This is a genomic window from Pseudomonas sp. PDM16 (genome assembly GCF_014851865.1).
Lineage (GTDB): Bacteria > Pseudomonadota > Gammaproteobacteria > Pseudomonadales > Pseudomonadaceae > Aquipseudomonas.
The window spans coordinates 1,116,454-1,135,996 of sequence record NZ_JACVAM010000001.1 but is presented as its reverse complement, the minus strand read 5'-3'; the positions used below and the strand labels follow the sequence as shown (position 1 = coordinate 1,135,996).

General features: G+C 58.1%; 16 protein-coding genes. 3 read left to right on the top strand and 13 right to left on the bottom strand.

From position 1 onward, the window contains the following. Positions 1–5: 5 nt before the first annotated feature. From IB234_RS05300 to IB234_RS05265, 8 genes are all read right to left on the bottom strand, one after another. Complete coding sequence (locus IB234_RS05300; RefSeq protein ID WP_192314956.1) at positions 6–1,241, bottom strand: ABC transporter ATP-binding protein; 1,236 nt, start codon at positions 1,239–1,241, stop codon at positions 6–8. Beyond that, positions 1,231–2,034 (bottom strand): ABC transporter permease, encoded by an 804-nt coding sequence (locus IB234_RS05295; protein ID WP_192314954.1) that lies wholly within the window; start codon positions 2,032–2,034, stop codon positions 1,231–1,233. Before IB234_RS05295 ends, IB234_RS05300 begins: the two co-directional genes overlap by 11 nt. Before the next feature lie 102 nt (positions 2,035–2,136). Further along, positions 2,137–3,027, bottom strand: coding sequence for a peptidylprolyl isomerase (locus IB234_RS05290; RefSeq protein WP_192314952.1), 891 nt, complete (start codon positions 3,025–3,027; stop codon positions 2,137–2,139). A gap of 83 nt (positions 3,028–3,110) precedes the next feature. Beyond that, positions 3,111–3,848, bottom strand: coding sequence for a hypothetical protein (locus IB234_RS05285; protein ID WP_192314950.1), 738 nt, complete (start codon positions 3,846–3,848; stop codon positions 3,111–3,113). A 137-nt stretch (positions 3,849–3,985) separates the two neighbouring features. Beyond that, positions 3,986–5,374, bottom strand: coding sequence for a hypothetical protein (locus IB234_RS05280; RefSeq protein ID WP_192314948.1), 1,389 nt, complete (start codon positions 5,372–5,374; stop codon positions 3,986–3,988). A 390-nt stretch (positions 5,375–5,764) separates the two neighbouring features. Further along, entirely contained in the window at positions 5,765–7,093 is a 1,329-nt protein-coding gene (locus IB234_RS05275) for a glycosyltransferase (RefSeq protein ID WP_318651985.1), read from the bottom strand. A 59-nt stretch (positions 7,094–7,152) separates the two neighbouring features. Then, entirely contained in the window at positions 7,153–9,012 is a 1,860-nt protein-coding gene (locus tag IB234_RS05270) for an acyltransferase family protein (RefSeq protein ID WP_192314943.1), read from the bottom strand. A 26-nt stretch (positions 9,013–9,038) separates the two neighbouring features. Continuing rightward, complete coding sequence (locus tag IB234_RS05265) at positions 9,039–9,929, bottom strand: glycosyltransferase family 2 protein (RefSeq protein WP_192314941.1); 891 nt, start codon at positions 9,927–9,929, stop codon at positions 9,039–9,041. Between the two features lie 394 nt (positions 9,930–10,323). Here IB234_RS05265 and IB234_RS05260 point away from each other — a divergent pair, with 394 nt between their 5' ends. Continuing rightward, positions 10,324–11,982 (top strand): hypothetical protein, encoded by a 1,659-nt coding sequence (locus tag IB234_RS05260; protein ID WP_192314939.1) that lies wholly within the window; start codon positions 10,324–10,326, stop codon positions 11,980–11,982. Here the strand turns inward: IB234_RS05260 and IB234_RS05255 are convergent. Next, positions 11,967–13,229 (bottom strand): MFS transporter, encoded by a 1,263-nt coding sequence (locus IB234_RS05255; RefSeq protein ID WP_192314937.1) that lies wholly within the window; start codon positions 13,227–13,229, stop codon positions 11,967–11,969. The two genes, IB234_RS05260 and IB234_RS05255, sit on opposite strands and share 16 nt — an antisense overlap. Before the next feature lie 182 nt (positions 13,230–13,411). Between IB234_RS05255 and IB234_RS05250 the strand changes: the two genes are divergently transcribed. Next, positions 13,412–14,389: a sulfite exporter TauE/SafE family protein gene (locus tag IB234_RS05250; RefSeq protein WP_192314935.1), complete on the top strand. Its 978-nt coding sequence runs from the start codon at positions 13,412–13,414 to the stop codon at positions 14,387–14,389. Between the two features lie 67 nt (positions 14,390–14,456). On the opposite strand, the gene IB234_RS05245 is transcribed toward IB234_RS05250, so the two are convergent. The 4 genes from IB234_RS05245 to IB234_RS05230 all read right to left on the bottom strand — a co-directional run bounded on the left by IB234_RS05245 (position 14,457) and on the right by IB234_RS05230 (position 18,523). Further along, positions 14,457–14,615 carry a YqaE/Pmp3 family membrane protein gene (locus IB234_RS05245; protein WP_192314933.1) on the bottom strand — a complete coding sequence of 53 codons (159 nt, stop codon included), beginning with the start codon at positions 14,613–14,615 and terminating at the stop codon, positions 14,457–14,459. Positions 14,616–14,697: 82 nt separating this feature from the next. Next, positions 14,698–14,931 carry a DUF1145 domain-containing protein gene (locus IB234_RS05240; RefSeq protein WP_192314931.1) on the bottom strand — a complete coding sequence of 78 codons (234 nt, stop codon included), beginning with the start codon at positions 14,929–14,931 and terminating at the stop codon, positions 14,698–14,700. 12 nt (positions 14,932–14,943) lie between these two features. Next, complete coding sequence (locus IB234_RS05235) at positions 14,944–16,659, bottom strand: sulfatase-like hydrolase/transferase (RefSeq protein WP_192314929.1); 1,716 nt, start codon at positions 16,657–16,659, stop codon at positions 14,944–14,946. Positions 16,660–16,735: 76 nt separating this feature from the next. Beyond that, positions 16,736–18,523, bottom strand: a complete 1,788-nt coding sequence (locus IB234_RS05230; RefSeq protein WP_192314927.1) for an alkyl/aryl-sulfatase — start codon at positions 18,521–18,523, stop codon at positions 16,736–16,738. Positions 18,524–18,619: 96 nt separating this feature from the next. On the opposite strand from IB234_RS05230, the gene IB234_RS05225 reads away from it, so the two are divergent. Further along, positions 18,620–19,537: a LysR family transcriptional regulator gene (locus IB234_RS05225; RefSeq protein ID WP_192314925.1), complete on the top strand. Its 918-nt coding sequence runs from the start codon at positions 18,620–18,622 to the stop codon at positions 19,535–19,537. Positions 19,538–19,543 lie beyond the last annotated feature (6 nt).

The window sequence follows — 19,543 nt, the reverse complement described above, 5'->3', positions numbered from 1 at the left end:
TAGCGCTACTGAAGCCTGATCTCACAGGAAACATTCTCCATCTGGAAAAAGCCTGCGAGATAGGAGGGAGCTGATGACTTGAAAACCAACGCATCGTGGATCCAATGATGCTGCACGTGCTCCGCCTGGGACCCTTCAGCGAGCGCGACGGTGAAGCTGTATTCCCCCGTCGCCAGCAATGGCAGGTAGAAATGAAAATCGACGGTAAACGTCATCCCACCAGCAATGGGAGCCCAGCCCTCCACCAGCCGGAGGGTATTCTCACCCATAATGGGCTGCCCGAAACGGTCCTTGATGTAAAAGCCTATTAACGGGGCTGCGATGTCCTTTATCGCCAGGCCCCGGACCCTCAGGCAAACGTGCTGGGGGCGCTCGAGTAGCCGCAGCGGCTGCTGGTCTTCGCCAAGCATCTCGACCAGCTGAATTCGTCCGCCACCCAGACCGAACTCTCGCTTGAACTCCTGATCGTCGGGTGCTGTGTCTTTGGTCTCATCTGAAACAGATGATGTCTCTTCATAAAATGAGGCCAGGTACTCATCACAAACGCCCCGTGCAGCACCATATGCCCGCACTCGCCCGGCATCGAGCCACAAAGCCTTATGACACAGCTTAATCACCGAATGGATGTCGTGACTGACGAAAATCAGCGTCCCTTTCGCTGCAAAGCTCTCAAGGAAGCGCATGCATTTCTGCGTGAAGGCGAAGTCACCCACAGCCAAAGCTTCATCAATCACCAGGATTTGCGCATCTACATGCGCGATAACGGCAAAGGCCAAGCGAACAAACATGCCACTCGAGTATGTCTTGACTGGCTGATCGATAAATTCACCAATCTCCGCGAAGGCAAGAATGGACTCAATGCGCGATGTCACTTCTGCATGACCGAGCCCATATAGAGCAGCACTCAGATACACATTCTCACGCCCCGTGAACTCGGGATTGAAGCCGGCCCCCAGCTCCAGCAGAGCCGCGATTCGCCCATTCAACTGCACACGCCCCCTAGTAGGGACTAGGACCCCACATAACATCTGCAGAAGGGTGGACTTGCCCGCTCCGTTACGCCCGATGATTCCCAGGGTTTCCCCCGGCTTGAGTGTGAAGCTGACATCCTCGACAGCATGGAAACTGCCTTTGGACTCATGGCGACCTCGCAAGACCCCCCAGAGCTGCTGCCAAGGCGAGCCATAACGAGAATACTGCTTGGATACGCCCTGAATGGACGCAACAACATCAGAGCACATCTGAAAAGCCCCGACGCAAACGATTAAAAATCCAGCAGGTTGCAGCGGCGAAGAGCGCGGTCGCACCCAAATAAGTGAGGTAACCTTTAACGGAAGGCAAATCACCTCCGAAGAGCAATGCCCTCATCGCCTCAATGGCGGGCGTCAGTGGATTCAGATACATCCATGACCTGTAAGCCTCAGGAATTGCTTCAACTGAATAAAATACAGGGGAAAGGAACATCAGGACGGTGATTATCATCGGCATGAGGTGCCCGATATCTCTCACATAAGCACCCAGCGCAGAGAGGAGCCACCCAAGCCCCACCGCCAAAAGCAGCAACGGCAGGAGCAACAAAGGCAACGCCAGCAGCTCCCAGTGAGGCAACTGCCCCAAGAGAAGCATCGCAGCCAGAAGCACGCCAAAGCCAATTGCAGTCTGAAACAGTGCGCCGCCCACCACGACAAGCGGCAAAATCCAGAGCGGAAAAACCACCCGCTTCACATAGCTGGAGTGCTGGACAATCAACGCCGGGCTTCGAGAGAGGCACTCCGCAATCAGACCATGCACCAACATGCCTGCAAACAGGTTTAGTGCAAAGCCGGAATTTCCCTGCCCCCCACCAGCCCCCCAGCGCGCCTGGAATACCACACCAAACACGAAGGTATAGACCAATAGCATGACCAAGGGCGATACGATTGCCCACAGCCCGCCCATCAACGAGCCGCGATAGCGCGCGCTGATATCTCGGCGGATCAATTGAAACAGAAGATCGAACTGCTGCCAGCGCAGGCGCTTCAGCCCCTTATACATACAGGTCCTTACGCGCCCACGCGAACAGAAACCAACTATTAGTGACACTGGGTAGGCCGACGACCAAAAGCCAGTCGGCAGCTACCCATGGCACTCCATCACTTATTTGGCTTGCGGTGAGAAGAATGCCTTAACAGCACTTTCATTCACTTTTATATCACTCGCCATACGGACGGACTCAACCTTCTGGCTGCGAGCCTGCTGAATCGCCTTAGCTTTTGCAGCCTCAACTAGCTGCGGCTTGAGCTGTTCAAAAGAAGGAGTTTCAGCAGGCCTGCGCCCGTCATAACGAATAATATGATAGCCGAATTGCGTTTTTACCGGCTCACTCAGCGAGCCAACCTTGGTCATAGCGAAAGCGGCATCTTCAAAGCCTTTGACCATTTGCCCTTTGGGGAAATACCCGAGGCCGCCACCATTGCTTTTCGCAGAGGGGTCATCTGAATACTCCGCTGCCAACGTAGAAAAATTCTCACCGGCCTTGAGCTTGGATAATACTTCCTTCGCACGAGCCAAAGCCTGCGCATCTGTACGCGTTTCATTCACGGCGATCAGAATATGCGAGGCATCTACGAGCTCAGGAGTTTTGTAACGATCACGATTGGTCACGTAATCCTCCTTGGCCAGCGCCTCCAAATCTGGCAACTCGCTTGTTTCCGCGACCTGCTGCAGCCGAGCCTGAGCCAAAAGCCGCAGGCGGCCATTTTCCAACCCGGCCTTGACATCCGCCCTGGAGTCCAGCTTTTCCTCTACAGCCTCCGCCGCTAGCACCTTCATAAGGAAGAGTTCAGCCAGTAGCTCACGCCCAGCTTTCTCGTTCTTTTTCCACGCATCGCGCTGCTCTACAGGAACAGCACCCAGAGCAAAACGCTCCAGCTCTTCATCCGTCACTCGGATGCCTTGACGCTCCAGAAGAACCTGGGCAGCAGAGGCGTGAAGAGACGAAAACAGGAGGACTCCTCCTAGCACAAAAACACTGACAGAAGACCGCAAAACAACCTCCTAAAACCAACACAGAGCGAAATAAAGAAGAGAGAGCATTGCTCTCTCTTCTCTTAAACAGTACCAGCAGATAGTTACATACTATTATTCATAGTAAAGCGACATGCCGGATTGTTATCTACAGAGCAAGAATTTTGATCTCTGATATTAATGTAGTAGTCCTGACCACCCACCAGAGGACAACCCAGACCACCCTCTGTCGTCCAGTACCGACTTACATCAGCTCTATAAGCTGAAACGCATATGCTGGCACCCGTAAAGACACCAGGCTCACTTGAAATAACGACCTGCCTGTTACCACCAGCACCATCATACTTCACAGTTGCGAAGTTGCCAGTCTTGCCTGCCGGCGCAACGAAGTGCACAGCGAGCGCCTTGTAATCCTTGCCGGATGCGTACTCAACTCGGCTGAAATTACCCATAGTGCCGACCGAGAATACTTTAGCGATCTTGCCATCGCTCATAGTTACAGTGCCCGAAGTTATAGGGCCAGTGCCGGTGCCGGTGCCGGTGCCGGTGCCGGTGCCGGTGCCGGTGCCGGTGCCGGTGCCGGTGCCAGTGCCGGTGCCAGTGCCAGTGCCGGTACCAGTGCCGGTGCCGGTGCCGGTGCCGGTGCCGGTGCCGGTGCCGGTGCCAGTGCCAATCGAGCAAGTTGACGCAACCAAAGTCAGGTTGCCACTGGAATCGAAGCTGGCAGAGCTGTATGCGCCGCAGTTGGTGCCATTGATCGTCACGTCGGCAGCATTAGCAAAGGGCGCAATCGCCAGCAGAGGGAGCAGTCCGACGAACGGAAGACCCAATAATTTTCTCATCATTCCACACCTCAAAAGAAAAACGAACGCAGCAAGTACACCGATGTTAGTACAAAAAAAAAAGCAGAACCAGATAACTGGTCCTGCTTTTTGGCGTTGCGACGGCGAGTGGGAACGCCACTCGCCCAAACACAAGCTTACGGGATCGCTGGGATCACGGAAGTGGACTTGTGGTTGTAAGCAGTTGCGTAGTTAGACAGCAGACCACCAACGTCGCCGTTCTGGATGGCAACAGCGGAGAAGCCGATAACCGGCAGACCCTGCTGAACTTCACCACCGTCGGCTTCCAGGATACGGGTAGCCGGACCAGCCAGGTTGATGTCTACCCAACCAGCTTCGAAGCCAGCAGCCAGGTTGAAGACGCTACGAACGAACTTGCCACCCAGCAGGTTGCTGTCGGCACCCATGCTGAACACGTTGGTTTCGTGGCAGAGAGCGATGCCTTCAGCAGCCGGCGGACGCGGGGAGATTTGATCCAGATCGATAACCTGGCTCAGCTCTTCACGGTTGTAGTAGGTAACATCAATGGCGTCGCAAGACTTAGCAGTGGTCGGATTCCACAGCTGAGCGAACGGAGCGCGCAGAGTACCGTTTACGTAGTAGGTCTTGGTCGGGAAGGTGATAACGAAATCGGTCTGCGCGTTCAGACCAGCGCCGTAGGCGTAGTCGTTAGCGATACGATTTTTCATCAGCACAGCCGATACAGCGTCAACGTTGGCGAAGCCAGCGTACTGAGTGACGACACCCGGGAACTCAGCCTGCGGATAGGCTTGGTCCAGGTTCGGCAGCATGTCGCCCGGCTCGAAGTGAATCGGAGCAGCGCCAGCACCGGTAGTCGGACGGAAGTTCTCAAGAGCGGTAGCGTCGGCGCTGATTTCAGTGCCGCTTTCTACGTTGATAACGGTCAGAGTACCGTACAGACCACCAGTAGGAACGCTTACAGTAGCGCCGTTACGGCCGGCCTGAGTATTCCATACACCGCCAGTCTTATAGGCATTGCGAACCAGCTCGCAGTTGCCCGGAACACCGTTGTTGGCACGGTGGTCGATGGCAGCTTGCAGAGCCGGATCCAGAACCTCAGCCATCTCGATGACTTCCAGGTGACCTACGCGAGCACGGTCAGTACCACGGAACTCAGCAGCATCAGCCTGATACTCGAAGTTACGGAACTCCAGACCAGCAGCCGGAACAACACCAGCGGTGCAAGAAGTATCAGCGGTGGTCAGCTTGGCGCCAGCAGCAGTCTGAACAATGTTGCCAGTCCAAACGTCTTGCGGAGACAGGAAGAGGTTGAAGTCGAGAACTTCTTTGGAGTTCATGCCTTCAACGAAACGCACCTTAACCACTTTGAACTGGTTAGTGGTGTTGGTTACGGACACATAGGTGTCGTTACCGTTCTCAGCGGTATAGATGGGATACAGCAGAACCTGACCCACACCATCATGATTCAGGCTAACCGCTTGCACGGAAGCAGCAGCACCAATAGTCGCCGCCAGCGCAACAGCTTTGGACAGTGATTTTTTCATCACAGGTATTCCTTTATTTAGGCTCTAAAGTTACGTGTTGTAGAGTCAAACTCTGCAAACCGTGCGGGATGCTATCCAACCCACCCAGGTTTATCAAGCAAGACAGCACAATCATACTCATTTTTTGCAGGCTGGCGTCAAGGTTTCGTCCATTCAACTACAGCTTGCGATCACAGCCATTATCGGCCAAGCCGCCTCGCCGATTCCGGCTAGCGCACCCTACAGCAACAGGAGCGGGCATCATTGCCTGCTAAAATTGAGGGCCTGGCTGACCTTCCGACCAACCAGGCCCTCAACACAACACGGCATAGAGCCAGAACGCCGCTATTGCCCTAGAGCCTTACCATTGTATTCGCAGCCCAACAACCTTTACAAGACAGCCAATCGAAATCAGCGCATCAAAAAACGCCTCACCATCCTCAACCATTTCTTAGGCAGCTTACTACCGAGCAACCCGAATAAGGGATGCCCGCGCAAACGTACAAGCCGACGCAGCCACCAGCGGCGCCATGCAACAGGCTCTCTTTCTCCATCCCGCAAGGCCGCAGGCAGCCAAACCAATGCCCCGCCCTCATGCTGACCGCCCCGCACACTCGACAAGTACGCTCCACCCCTACCATAGAACACAGGCGCTCCGGGCATCAGCCACGAACACCGCCCCCCTCCTTCTATAAGCGACCGCACCCTCATCAACTCATCAAGCCAACCTTCCGCACTAGCACGATGACTAAAAAGCCAGCTAAGAGGCCGCCCCTCCAAGCGCTCAGCCAACGCCCCCAGATCACTTGCCAAGATAGGCAGGCCACAATCGACACCCGCGCTCAGCGTATAGCTCCAAGTCTCCGGGCACTGCGCCGGCAACCACAGAATGTCGGGGGACATCTCGGATATCAGCGCCTGAAGCTCCGCTTCGTCATAGCGGCCAAATTGGCGCACACACCCCGGCATTGGATAAAGGCTTTCTCCCAACAGGATAAAGTCAATTGCCATCCTTCGACTCTTGGCAAGCCGCGCAACGGCGGCCAATACCGACGCGCCCTTCTCCAGAGTAAAACTCCCCAGACACAGAACGCGAAAGCTGCCAGCCGCATGCGACGGCCGAGCCTCAACCGGCAATGTTCGCTCCCCCTCAGCCTCTGGCGGCGGCCTCACCTGCAACTCCAAATCAGGCAGAAACGCCTCAATAAGACGTTTCTGCCTGGCAGACGGTAAAAATATCCTATCCGCCTTAGAAGCCAGCAGGCGCAACTCCTGCTCAAGCCAGACATCCCCATCGGGCATACACTCCAGCAGAGCGCGCTCGTCAAAGACGCCGGAACGATCGGTTAGCGTCGGGTTACCATTAATAATGGAATGGTCATGCAAGGTAAGATCCAAGGGCACTCCCAAACGCAACAGCGCGTCGGCAACACCTGCAGGAAAACCAGCTACGTGATGAACATGGACACGATCAAATCCAACCCATGAGAGCGCTTCCAGCAGCCCCTCAAAACCAATAAAGCTCAGACGACGCTGCAACCCCATCAAACTGACCATTCCCCCCAACGGCCCAGGACGCAAAAAAAGCACAACCGCCCTTCCACGAAGAGCCGCCACCAGCTCCCGCACATGCGTCTCAACCCCCCCACCCAGGTCATGAGTAACGAAAAGGACAACGGGGAGCCAACCCGAACGAAGCCTCTGAAGCTCCGCCTTAACACACTCAAAATCACCAGCCACAAACACCTAACCCGCCGCACTGGCACAAGGCTTCCCATGTGGCATACAGAGTTGCCACCTCAGTGAACTTGCAAATCAATCCGCGACATCAGGTACAGCGAGCCCTCCCGCGTCAGATGCCCGTAATCCCATACCATTAACTGCCCTTCATCCGTCAAAGTCCGGCACTCACCTGCCGCACAGAGCAGATCTCGGACAGAAATATATCGCACCCCCGATTTCTCAGAAAAAGAGCGCATCTGAGCATCCACGCCCTCGAAGGAGGCATCCAACCCGAAACTCATTTGTGACGGCAATGCCAATCCCAGATTACGCCGGTAATAAAGATATAACTGGCGCGGCAAGCTCTCCTGCCAGAGAGGTGCAGGCCCAACAACTATCAAATTACGAACGCCTGCCGCACGTAAATCCGAAACAGTCGCGGACAGACCATCTAAATCATACTCACCCCACCGCGCAGAAAGCAGAACGGTCTCTGGGCGACGCTCTGAAACATCCTTCATTACAGCCTGATTTATAGACTGGCAATGCGGACGATTCGCAACCTTTAACCCCAAAACCGGGGGGCATCCGGAGGCTGTTCTCTGAGTAATAGTAGAGGACTGGCCATACACCAGCTCAAGGCCAGGGTATAGATGAGCAGCATGCGAATCCCCCCACAGGTACACAAGGGAGCCATGACCAACATCCTCACATTCAGAGAAGGCCTCTGCCCCCTGCTCTGGCCGCAAGAAACAGCGCCCCTCTCGATAAGCCGCCGCATAGTCATAGCGATATGAAACCAGCTGCTGAATCAGCTCGGGCTGCCTAAAAGAAAAACCTCCGGCATACATAGTCCCAAGCCCAACAGAGAAGACAACAACCATCCCCCCAAGCAAATACAAAGCCTTTCGCACCCCAGAGCCACTACGCAAGGGCTGCTCAACGTACAAATATGTCAACCACGAAACAATTACCACAACCACCAAAACAACAAGCAGCCAGAAAAAATCAATATCACCACCAAATAACAAGCGCATATATACCAGGGCCGGCCAATGCCACAAGTACAGCGGATAACTAATCAGGCCAACCCAAACAAGAAAAGACTGAGACAAAATGTATCGATTAATTAAAGCCTTCTCACCCGCACCAATAATCAATGCAGCACCGAGACAAGGCAATATCGCCCTAACCCCTGGAAACGGCTCATCCCCACGCAAAAGGAAAAAGCCCAAAACGATTAAACACGCTCCAAGCAATGAAAAAATCGATCCAATTAGAAAATTACTTTCTTTTTGATAAGAATAAACAAGCCACCCTAACAAAACACCGAAAAACAACTCCCAGAACCTAGAGAACGGCGAATAGAACCCCCACAAGGGAAACATCTCTACCAACCACAAACCCAACAAAAAAAAGAACAGCACAGCAGAAGCCAGCGACAACCCTAAATGCAAACGACGCCAGGATACAAACCAAAGGAACGCCGGCAAAAATAAATAAAATTGCTCCTCAACCCCCAAGCTCCACAGATGCAGGAGAGCATTACTGTCAGACGACAGCTCAAAATAGCCACCAGAACCAAGCAAGACGAAATTCGCAACGAACCCTGCGCCAGCGGCAATATACTTCGCCAAAAACACATACTCTTCAGGCAACAAGACAGCCCAGCCGAGCAAATAGCAAACAGACAAAACAAGCAGAAGCGCGGGAAAAATTCTAACTACCCGCCGAACAAAGAAATCCCGCACAGAGATAAAGGAAAGCTCCTTTTTTCTCAAAGCAAAGAACATCAGGTAGCCTGATATAACAAAGAAGATATCAACACCAATAAATCCCCCCGCCAGAAACTGAGGGAACGCATGAAAGGCAACTACAGCCAATACAGCAACTGCACGCAAACCATCAATATCTGATCGGTACTGAACTGCGCTCATATCATCTCAAACCCACGAAAGCCAGTTCAAACACGACCAAGCAGCGCTGCCAGCCCCAACCCCATATTCTCTATAGCGGTTTGCCGACGCACACCGGAGCGCCTTAGCAGAATCAAGCCCTTAGCTCCAGCCGACGCCCTTGCGACAGAAAAGCGCCGCAGCACCATTTGACTATCAGGCGTAAGGCTAGCCTCAAAATCTTTAAGGATACTCAAGTTAGAAGAATTCCACCCACGGTAGTCCCCCTCCAGCATCCTGAAGAAACGAGCAACTCTGCCCCTTATGGTTGTATTAGTGCCAATTAGATTCTGCTGATGCTGGCGATACATCAACGATGGCTGCGCATCGTAATCAACAACGGCACCACACCCCGCAGCCAACATATAAGCTAGCCAATCATGAGAAATGACCCTAGCATCCTCAGGCACCTGAGCAAGCAACTCTCGAATGCGCGAGTCAAACAGCATCGTATTTGCACCAGCAATACTCTGGACTAACGCATTACAAAAAGAGGGGGGAAGCTGAAAAAGAGGAGACAATCCAATAGAGCAGCCAACCTCATCTATCAGGAAGGTTCTTGAGCAGTAAAGATATCCACCACCCACTTTCACCATGCTTAAGGCCCGAGAAATCTTATCCTCAAGCCAAATATCATCCTGATCACAAAAAGCATAGAAATCCCCAATCACTTCCCTTCGGCGAACCAGTGACAGAAAATTCTGGGCGAAGCCCATGCGCGGGCCTTCATGTATATGCACACGCCCTTGAGGCAACTTCTCAGCGTACTCCCTGACTATATCGAGTGTTGAATCGCTGGAGCCATCGTCCGAAACATGTAACACCCAATTCTGGTGGGACTGGCACATAATTGAGTCGAGCTGCTTACGCAAAAAGCCTTCGCCATTGTATGTAGCCATCAAAATCGCTACGCACATCTCCGCTTTAGGCGAGTTACAACCCGGTGTATGTTCAGCTGGACTCAAAAGGCCACCCCAAGTACTCACGTTCACAGCGGGCACAACCTAAGCTAAAAAGACAAACCGGTAATGGTACAGTCTTTTCCATACATTACTAGCGACACCCCGAACGATATCAGAATGGCGCAGGTGACCTCGCCTTGCCGAGTGTGCTCAAATTCGCGCCTCACCTCGAGCCGCTCCTGACCGAACTGGAAATAGCGTAGGCCTATACGCCATGGAAAGCAGTACGCCCCGTCCGTCTGATGACTGGCTCTGAGCCGGAGCAGCAACAGACAGGAAGTCAGCGCATCGGCTTTGCCTGGTGCATGCCATGCCCGTAGCAGGATTCTCAATGTCCACCAACAACACGTTGCGCCCGTACAATACCGTTCGCGGGCTACCGACCTTTTTGCTGGTCGCACTCTTCGCAGCTCTGGCCACCTACGGCACCTGGCTGAACTATACCCCTGTGCCCTTCTGGGACATGTGGAACGGCCAGCTGCTGTTCAACTTTCGGGTAGAGGCAGGGGAAGGCTGGCTGGCCTGGTGGGAGCTACACAACGAACACCGACTGGTCATCCCAAAGGCGATCTTCTGGCTGGATGGCCAACTGTTCAACAACTCTCTATCCCTTCTCTTTTCTCTCAACGTCGCGCTCGCAGCCTGTAATTTCGCCTGCTTCGCATGGATGGCAAATCGCCTGTTATTGAGAGACCAGGATCAGATAGCGCGTCATGTAATGATTGGAGTGCTGGGGGCGCTCTGCTTTTCCTGGCTACAAGTCGACAACTTCGTATGGGCCTTCCAGAGCCAGTTCTTCCTTTCCTATCTATTGCCCTTGATCAGTTTCATCCTGCTCGCCCAGTACAGCCAAAAACGCACCTCTACCCTGTTCCTGGCCTCGGCTGCCTTGGGTGTCATGAGTGCCGGCACCATGGCCAACGGCCTTCTGGCATCGGCAGTACTGGTCCCTCTGGCCGTGGTCTTGAGACTGGGCTGGCTCCGAATCGGCATTCTCGCGGCGCTGGCGGCGCTCGTATGGCAGGTGTATTTCTCGTCACCGACAGATGTGATTTCCTCGCCTTCGCTCGGCACGCTCATCCAGTCCCAACCGGCGCTGCTACTGGAGTATCTGCTGGCCTATCTGGGTGGCCCGTGGTTCTTCATGCTGGGAAGCGAATCACTCCTTGCCGCCCAGATTGCAGGGGCGATCCTGATAGCGGGCTGCCTAGCCATGACCTGGAAAACCTGGCGAGTCTCTTCATCACCACTTCAATGGGCCTTGCTGGCATTCTTGCTTTTCATCGGTGGAACCGCCCTGGGAACCGCCTCAGGGCGACTGGCGATAGGGTTAGAGCAGTCACTTTCCAGCCGATACCTTACGCCCCAGCTATTGGCATGGGCGGCGCTACTCCTTCTGGTCGTAAGCCACATGCGAGTATCTCGCTACAGCCTCTTGCTGCTTCTCTTGCCCGCTCTACTGCTGCCAGCCCAATTGAGCACTACCGTCCCTCTGCCCCAGACGTTCAACAGACTCGTCGCGGGGCTCGCCCTGCAGCTCGATGCAGTCGACGCTAAGTACCTCGATCAGATCTATTTCAGCCCCAAGAACCTGCAGCGCATCGCCACAATGGCCAAGGAGCGCAACACATCGGTCTTCGCCTATCCATTGATTGCCGATGCCGAGCGCTGGATGGCACAGACTCCGCCTCATCCCAAGGCGGCCTGTCGCGGAGGCCTCGATGTAACTACCCCCCTGGACAGCGGAAATATGTCGCGAGTCGAGGGCTGGATTTTCGAAACAGCCAGCCAGACAGTGCCTAGGCAGGTGATGCTGCTTTCTGACAGCGGTGAAGTAGTGGGCTTCGCCTTGAGCGGACTGCCTCGCCCTGACACCGAAGAGTTCACCGGCGACAACTTCCGTACAGCGGGCTATGTAGGCTATGTCCGTGCTGACAGCAAGGTAGCCGCCATGATGGGGATCGATACAGATTGCTATCTGGGATTCTGACGGTACCGCGGCTCGCTTCCTCCGCTCGTGAAGCACCAGGCAGTAACGATCAATCCAACGACAGCGAGCGCGCCAGCCCCGGCGAACAGTGCTTCGTAGCCGACCGCCTTGGCCAGCACGCCACTGCAGGCTCCGATGATCCCCGCGAGGAGAATCTGCGCGCTCGCCTGCAGAGTGAAGTCGGCACCCTCATGCTCCGGTCGGCACATGCGCATCATCACGGCGAACAGGGCTACGGTGGACATTCCGTCGGCGACCTGTTCAAACAGCGAAACCGCATAGACCACCACGGTTTCGCCACCCCTTCCCACTAGCAGCGCCATAGCTGCGATGCCCAGCGCCTGTAGCGTACCGAAGGCCAGCAATGAGCGGAGCGCGCCAAAGCGGGCGTAGAGCAAGCCACCAAGCAGCGCGCCACCGATGCCCGCGATGCTACTGATCAGTGTCAGCTGGCCAAGGGCGGCTGTCTCCCAGCCCTGATCAACCAGCATCGGCTTGATCATGGGCGAGCCCAGAGCGTCTCCGAGCTTGAATGTCAGCACTACCGCCAGCCAGGCAAACATGCCCGGCTGGGCTAACAACCCCTTGTAGTGACGCCACAGCAGGCCAGGACCGGCAGGCTCAGCCTGCTCGATGTGTTGCGGCAACAGGCGTGTTTCAGGAAACAGCCAGATCGGCAGGGTCAGCAGCAGCAAGGCGACAGCCAGCAATCCGATGGAAAGGTTCCAGCCCAGCGATCCGATCACCAGCAGCAACCCACTGCCACTGGCCAGCATGCCCACCTTGTAGCCTCCCACCTGCAGGCTGTTACCCAGCCCCCGCCAGCGCTCCGGCAGCAAGCGTACGGCCAGACCATCGGTGGCGACATCCTGGGTGGACGCCGCCAGGTTGATGATCAGCAGGGTTGCCAGCAGCCCCCAGAAGGCCGTTCCAAACAGCGCTTGCGGAGCGATCAACGCCAGACCGAGCAGGCAGAGGACTACCGTACCCTGCAACGGTAATATCCAGCCCCGATGATGCCCGAGGCGACGGGAACCGATGCGGTCGATCCACGGCGCCCATAACACTTTCAATAGCCAGGGCAGTGCCAGCAGCTTGAGCAGGCCGATCAACCCAAGGTCTACCCCGTTCTGCCGCAGAAGCACCGGCAGCGAATGCGCCACCAGGCCGGACGGCAGACCCTGTGCGCAGTAAAGCGACGCCAGTAGTATCAGGGTGGCATTGCCAGGACGGTCAGCGGAATTCATGGAGCATTCCCACAGAAAGGTGGCCAAGCCTAGGTCAGGGCGGGGAAGCGAAGCAACAGAGTCACAAAACTAAAAAGAATATAAACCTACACAAACATTCTTAGACTCTATAAGCGAACGTCATTATCTTCGCAGCCTGCTTATTCCAGCCTGTTCTACCACCCACTGTCAGGCAGCTGTGCATGAAAATCCGCGATCTAGACCTCAGCCAGAGCCCGCTCAATACCGAACATGAAGCACTCGGCTTGCCCCCGGTGGAGGACTATGTTTCCCATCCGGACAACCACCCAGTGCTGCGAGCCGCCATGTGGGCGGCGGTTCTGATCCTGATAAGCCTGCTGAGCTTCCTCGCGTGGCGCCTGTTCTTCGGTGACAACGGTGGCCACAGTGGCCTGGAGATCATCGAGAGCGCCCTGAGTAGCCCGACGTTCTGGAGCGCGGTAGCAGTAGGTTTCCTGGCCCAGGTCGTCGATGGCGCACTGGGCATGGCGTACGGCATCACGGCGACGACCTTCCTGCTGAGCGCCGGTGCCTCCCCAGCCGCCGCCAGCGCCAGCGTGCACATTGCCGAGGTATTCACTACCGGCCTGTCCGGCATCTCCCATGCCAAGCTAGGCAACGTCAACAAGTCGCTGTTCCTGCGCCTGCTGCTGCCGGGCATCATCGGCGCCGTCCTCGGTGCGGTGCTGATCACCCAGTTCGACGGCGAAGTGATGAAGCCCTTCATCTCCGCCTATCTGCTGCTGATGGGGCTGTACATTCTGCGCAAGGCCTACAAACACGTGGCTCAGCGCAAGGAGCCGAAACATGTGGCCAAGCTGGCCCTGTTCGGTGGCTTCGTCGATGCAGCTGGCGGTGGCGGCTGGGGCCCGGTAGTTACCAGCAGCCTGCTCGGCTCTGGCAGCGACCCGCGCACCACCATCGGCTCGGTCAACTTCGCCGAGTTCTTCCTCACTCTTTCGAGCGCGGCCTCCTTCATCCTACTGGCCGGAGAGCTGAATACCTGGCTGATGGTCGCCGGCCTGGTCTTTGGCGGCCTGTTCGCCGCACCGCTAGCGGCCTTCCTGTGCAAGAAATTGCCAGCCCGCACCCTCATGACCATCGTCGGATGCCTGATCACACTGATCAGCGCCTTCAACATCTATATGGCCTTACGCTGAAGCCAGGCCCCAGACAGGTAGCCGCCGGATGAGCCAGGATCGCTCCTGGGCTCACCTCGTCGCTGGGCTACTTCTTGGCGATGATGTAGACAGCGTGCACGATGCCTGGAATATAGCCCAGCAGGGTGAGCAGGATGTTCAGCCAGAACGCCCCGCCGAAGCCAACCTGGAGGAATACACCCAGCGGCGGCAGCAGGATGGCGATGAGAATGCGGATGAGGTCCATGCGGTACTCCTTGGGGTCCATGGTGGCAAAATCGCCGTACTAGCACAGACCCGTTGAAGCGAAGCGCGGTTCAGCCTGAATTTCAGGTACTCATGCCACGCACATGCAGCACGCCGAACAGCAGCACCTGCAAACGATCCTGCCAGGGCTGGGCCTGGCGCTGCAGGCGGCGGTGCAGCAGGGCAATCTCCAGCACATGCACCAGCAGCATCAGTGCGGCGACCCAGGTCATGTAGGGCCCAGCGAAGGGGTGTAGCAGGTTGACCAGCGCCAGCAGCCAGAACACGGCCAGTGCGCCCTTGGCGATTTTCAGCATGAGTAGCTCCTATCAGCTGTAGAGAAAGCTCGGGCCCGGGTGTTCGCGGCCGTCGTCGACGCCGACTTCCAGGGCCAGCAGTTCGGTGAGCCGGCCGTTCAGTCGCTCGATCAGGGCGCGCTGTGCCTGTGGGTCGGCGGCCAGGTTGTGTAGCTCGTCCGGATCGTTCTCGGCGTCGTACAGCTCCAGATCGTTGCGTGCCAGCAGGTCTTCGAAACTGGCCGGGATGTGGTGGTCGTTGGCGGCGAAGTAACGAGCGAACTTGTAGCGGCCATCGTGGATACCGCGGAACAGCGCGCGGTTCTTCATCGACGGACCGAGCTGCATCTGCGCCAGCGACTCCTGGATGATCGCCCAGGGCGTGACCTGGTCATGGTCGCGCATCACCGCCTCGGTGAATTCCGGGTCCAGGTACATGACCACGCCGTAGTCGTACAGGTGGCCGCGCTCGTCGCGTACGGAGCGCTTGCTCGCCCCGCCGATGCTCTCGGCCAGGCTGACGCCCGCCAGCTGCGGATAGCGCTCGGCCTGCCCCACTGCATCCAGCCCTGCCAGTTCCAGCACGGTTGGCACTATGTCGACGGTGGAGCCCAGCGCTTCACTGGTGAAGCCCTGCTGGATGTCCGGGTGACGGACGATGAAATTGACCCGGGTGTTCTCCTTGTACATGTGCGGGCCCTTCTGCCGTAGCTGGTGGGCGCCAGCCATCTCGCCGTGGTCGGCGGTGAGGATGACGATGGTGTCGTCAGCCAGGCCGCTGCTCTCCAGCGCCTGCAGCACCTGCTCGATGGACTGGTCGACGTCGCGCACGCAGTTCAGGTAGTAGCTCTGCAGCCCCTGCCAGGCCTGCTCGTCCTTGGGATCGAGGCGGCCGTAGACGTTGTTGCACAGCTCCACGTCAGCGCGCTGGGCCCAGGGTTTGCGGCTCAGGTCCTCGGCGTAGAAGCTCTTCGGCAGAGGCAGGTCCCAGTGTTTCTCATACAGCCCGGTGCTCGGCCCCGGCGAGATCGGGCCGAGGAAGTTGCGCCGCAGGCGGCTCTGCTCCTGCTTGATCCCCGAGCTATAGAACATGATGTCGTGCGGGTTGACGAAGTTGACCGCGAGGAACCACGGCTGCTCGTCACTGCGGTGTTGCTGCAGCCAGGCCACCGAGTCGCTGGCGGTTACCTTGTCGTAGATGAAGCCGGTCATCAGCGAGCCATGCGGGTCACCATTCAGGTTGTAGTCGGCGAAGCCGTACGGCAGCAACGCATCGGTGCTCGGTTGCACCACGCCGTAGGTCAGGTTGCTCGACTGCTCGATGTGCGACAGGTGCCACTTGCCCTTGTAGGCGGTCAGGTAGCCCTGCTCACGCAACATGTGGCCGAGGGTGGGAATCTGCGGCGACAGCTCGCGGAACGGCGGCAGGCCGACGTTGGCAGTGATCAGGGTCTTCTGTGTGTGCTGGCCGGTGAACAGCACCGAGCGCGACGGCGAACAGGGCGTGGTGTTGACGTGGAAGTTGCCCAGGCTCGCTGCGCGCTGCAGCAGGCGCTCGTGGCCGGGCAGCGGCACGGCGCTGGGCAGGTCGTGGTGGGCGCGCTGCTGATCGGTGACGATCAGCAGGATGTTCGGTTTGCGCCCGGCGGGCCGTACCAGCGCCGGGGCGGCTTGCTGCCCGAGCACCGGAGCCGCCAGGCCTGCGGCGGACAACGCGGCCGCCTTCTTCAACAGTTCGCGACGCTGCATGACGCTATTCCTCCAGACGAGGGATGGTCGACAGCTGCCGGCGAGCCGGCAGCTGCACATGGCGGATGACCGGTGCTCAGCGCACGGTCAGGGCGATGGGGGCATCCCCGAAGTCGAAGCAACCGAGGAAGGTCTTGATGTCGAGCAGGTTGCCATCGACCTTCACGTCGCCCAGCAGGGCGCCCTTGAGCAGGCCGTTCTCGCCGCTGATCACGGTGTCCAGGTAGGTCTTGTCCAGGGTCAGCTTGAGCGCGGTGCCGGCCGGAATGCCCTTGTGCAGCTCGACCACGCCACGGCGCACTTCCAGGGCCCACTCCTCGCCGATATCGGGGAAGGCGAAGCCCAGGGTCAGCTCGACGTCGGCGCTCTTCTGCGGGTCGATGCGGGTCACCCAGTTCTGCAGGAAGATGCGCGCCGGCAGGTTCTTCAGCATATCGGCGGAGAGGAACGCACCGCGGATGCGCCGGCCCAGTTCCTCGGCACCACCGTCGTCGAACTTGCCTTCCAGCTCCATGGCGCTCATCAGGTACCAGTTGCGCCAGTTGATGTTCATGCTGGCGTAGCCGAGTTTGCGGAAGCTGCGGGCCTTGATGTCACGCGCCAGCTTGTCGCCATGGTCGACGCGGATGGCGTAGCCGGACAGCTCGGCGGCCCACTGGTAGTCGCCCTTGAGGTAAGCGTCGCCGGCGGCCAGCAGCACCTTGTCGCGGCCGCCCATCAGCTCGATCAGGCGTTTGGCTTTTTCCACCGGCGGGATCGGGTCGAGGTCCACCGGGTCGGCCTGGAACCAGCCCAGGTAACCCTGGTAGATCTGCCGCACGCTGTGCTTCACCGTACCGTAGTACTCGCGCAGGTAGGGTGTGTAGCCGGCCAGGTGCGGCGGCAGCTTGACCTTCTCGACCAGCTCGTCGGGGGTCAGGCCCTTGTTCATCCAGCGCACGGTCTGGTCGTGGATGTAGGCGATGGCGTCGCGGGTCATGCGCAGCACTTCCTCGACCTTGTCCTTGCCACTCACCGGCTGGCCATGCAGCGGCACCATGTAGTCGGCCTGGAAGGCACGCAGGGCGTCGAGGCTCTTCACCCACACCACCGGGTCGCGGAACTTGGTGCCGCGCAGGGTGTGTACGTTGGGCAGGGTCGGGCCCTGGGTGACTTCGGCACTGATCAGCACGCGGTTGTTCGGCAGGTAGAGGACGATCTCGTCCGGCGCCTCGCTGGGCACATGGAGGAACTGCACCGGCAGGCCGGCAATGGTGGTATCGAGCTTGTCCCTGAAGGTGATGGTCGGCGCGATGAAGGTCGATTGCCCCTCATGGGCCAGCGGGCCGAGGCCGGCGTTCATCTGCTGCTTGTCGCTGTCCGGCAGGGCCGCGCCGAAGCTGTAAGCCGAGCGCATGGAAAGGATCGGCCCGACCAGCGCACCCTGGGTGACGACGTTGTCGAGCAGGGTTTCCTGGGCGTAGATCTGCACCTCGCCGCTCCTCACCTGCTCTTCGCTGACGAAGCCCTTCACGCCGTTGATGTGGTCCGGGTGGAAGTGGGTGTAGACGATGGCCTTGATCGGCTTGTCGCTGATCTTGCGGAACTCGGCGAGCACCTTGCGCGACTGCTCGGCCGACTCGCCGGTGTCGACGATGATCAGCCCCTCGGGCGCCTCGATCATCACGCTGTTGGCCAGGTTCCAGCCCACCGCCGACCAGACGTTGTCGGCGATCGGGTAGACCTTCTCGCTGAAGTGCTTGGTGTGCTCGGCCAGTTCGGCGTTGATCGAGGGTTCGATCCGCTCTTCAGGCAGATCGGCCTGAACGGTGAAAGGCAGGGCGGCGGCCAGCAGCAGGCCACTGAAGCGGCTGAAAGACGACATGGGACAGACTCGTTGTTGTTATCTCGCTTGGCAGACTGACAAAGCCCATTCAATAATTCCAATGCATTCCACTTCAGCAAACGATGCATAAAGCGCATGAATGATCTTCGTCAGCTTCGCCATTTCGTCGCCCTCGCCGACCACGGGCACTTCGCCCGCGCCGCCGAGGCCGTGCACCTCAGCCAGCCGGCGCTGAGCCGCAGCATCCAGGCGCTGGAAAGCGGCCTGGGCTGCACCTTAGTGGATCGGCACAGCCGGGGCATCAGCCTCACCGCCCATGGCCAACTGGTGCTGGAGCACGCGCGGCGCCTACTCGCCGGCAGCCAGGCACTGAGCAATGCGGTGAGCCAGCTGGGCAACCTGGCCAGCGGCGAACTGCGCCTGGGTTCCGGCCCCTACCCCGCCGCGCGCCTGGTGCCGCAGGCCATCGGCCAGTTCGCCCAGCGTTATCCGCAGGTTCGCGTGGATCTGCAGATCGACAACTGGCAGCAGCTGCGCGCGCGCCTGCTCAACGACCAGCTGGAACTGTTCGTCGCCGATATCCGCGAGCTGCACGACGACCCGCAACTGCGGGTGGAGGCGCTGCGTCGCCACCCCGGCGTGCTGTTCTGCCGCCCGCAGCATCCCCTGCGCCAACACGCCCGCACCCTGCAGAGCGGCGAGCTACATGCCTATGCCCTGGCTGGCACGCAGCTGCCGCAGACGGTGGCGGATGCACTGCAACACCTGGGCGGGGGCCAGGCGCTGAGCATCCAGTGCGACAACTTCATGGTGCTCAAGGAACTGGTATCGAGCAGCGATGTGCTGAGCATGGCGCCCTGGGACGTAATCGCCCACGACGTGCAGGCCGGGCGCCTGGCGCTTTTGCAGCTGAGCGAACTGCCGCTGGCCAGCTCGGCCTACGGCATCGTTAGCCGAGCCGGACACAGCCTCTCGCCCGCGGCGGAGCAGCTCTTGCAGCTGCTCCGCGAGCAGGACCGCGATAGCGATATCCCGGCCCTGCCTTCCCCCTGATCCGCC

Excerpts from the sequence above, each read along its gene's own strand:
- IB234_RS05235 (WP_192314929.1), bottom strand. The coding sequence starts at position 16,659 with ATGCAGCGTCGCGAACTGTTGAAGAAGGCGGCCGCGTTGTCCGCCGCA.
- IB234_RS05265 (WP_192314941.1), bottom strand. The coding sequence starts at position 9,929 with ATGGCTACATACAATGGCGAAGGCTTTTTGCGTAAGCAGCTCGACTCA.
- IB234_RS05260 (WP_192314939.1), top strand. The coding sequence starts at position 10,324 with ATGTCCACCAACAACACGTTGCGCCCGTACAATACCGTTCGCGGGCTA.
- IB234_RS05250 (WP_192314935.1), top strand. The coding sequence starts at position 13,412 with ATGAAAATCCGCGATCTAGACCTCAGCCAGAGCCCGCTCAATACCGAA.
- IB234_RS05270 (WP_192314943.1), bottom strand. The coding sequence starts at position 9,012 with ATGAGCGCAGTTCAGTACCGATCAGATATTGATGGTTTGCGTGCAGTT.
- IB234_RS05280 (WP_192314948.1), bottom strand. The coding sequence starts at position 5,374 with ATGAAAAAATCACTGTCCAAAGCTGTTGCGCTGGCGGCGACTATTGGT.
- IB234_RS05255 (WP_192314937.1), bottom strand. The coding sequence starts at position 13,229 with ATGAATTCCGCTGACCGTCCTGGCAATGCCACCCTGATACTACTGGCG.
- IB234_RS05230 (WP_192314927.1), bottom strand. The coding sequence starts at position 18,523 with ATGTCGTCTTTCAGCCGCTTCAGTGGCCTGCTGCTGGCCGCCGCCCTG.
- IB234_RS05245 (WP_192314933.1), bottom strand. The coding sequence starts at position 14,615 with ATGGACCTCATCCGCATTCTCATCGCCATCCTGCTGCCGCCGCTGGGT.
- IB234_RS05225 (WP_192314925.1), top strand. The coding sequence starts at position 18,620 with ATGAATGATCTTCGTCAGCTTCGCCATTTCGTCGCCCTCGCCGACCAC.
- IB234_RS05240 (WP_192314931.1), bottom strand. The coding sequence starts at position 14,931 with ATGCTGAAAATCGCCAAGGGCGCACTGGCCGTGTTCTGGCTGCTGGCG.
- IB234_RS05300 (WP_192314956.1), bottom strand. The coding sequence starts at position 1,241 with ATGTGCTCTGATGTTGTTGCGTCCATTCAGGGCGTATCCAAGCAGTAT.
- IB234_RS05295 (WP_192314954.1), bottom strand. The coding sequence starts at position 2,034 with ATGTATAAGGGGCTGAAGCGCCTGCGCTGGCAGCAGTTCGATCTTCTG.
- IB234_RS05285 (WP_192314950.1), bottom strand. The coding sequence starts at position 3,848 with ATGAGAAAATTATTGGGTCTTCCGTTCGTCGGACTGCTCCCTCTGCTG.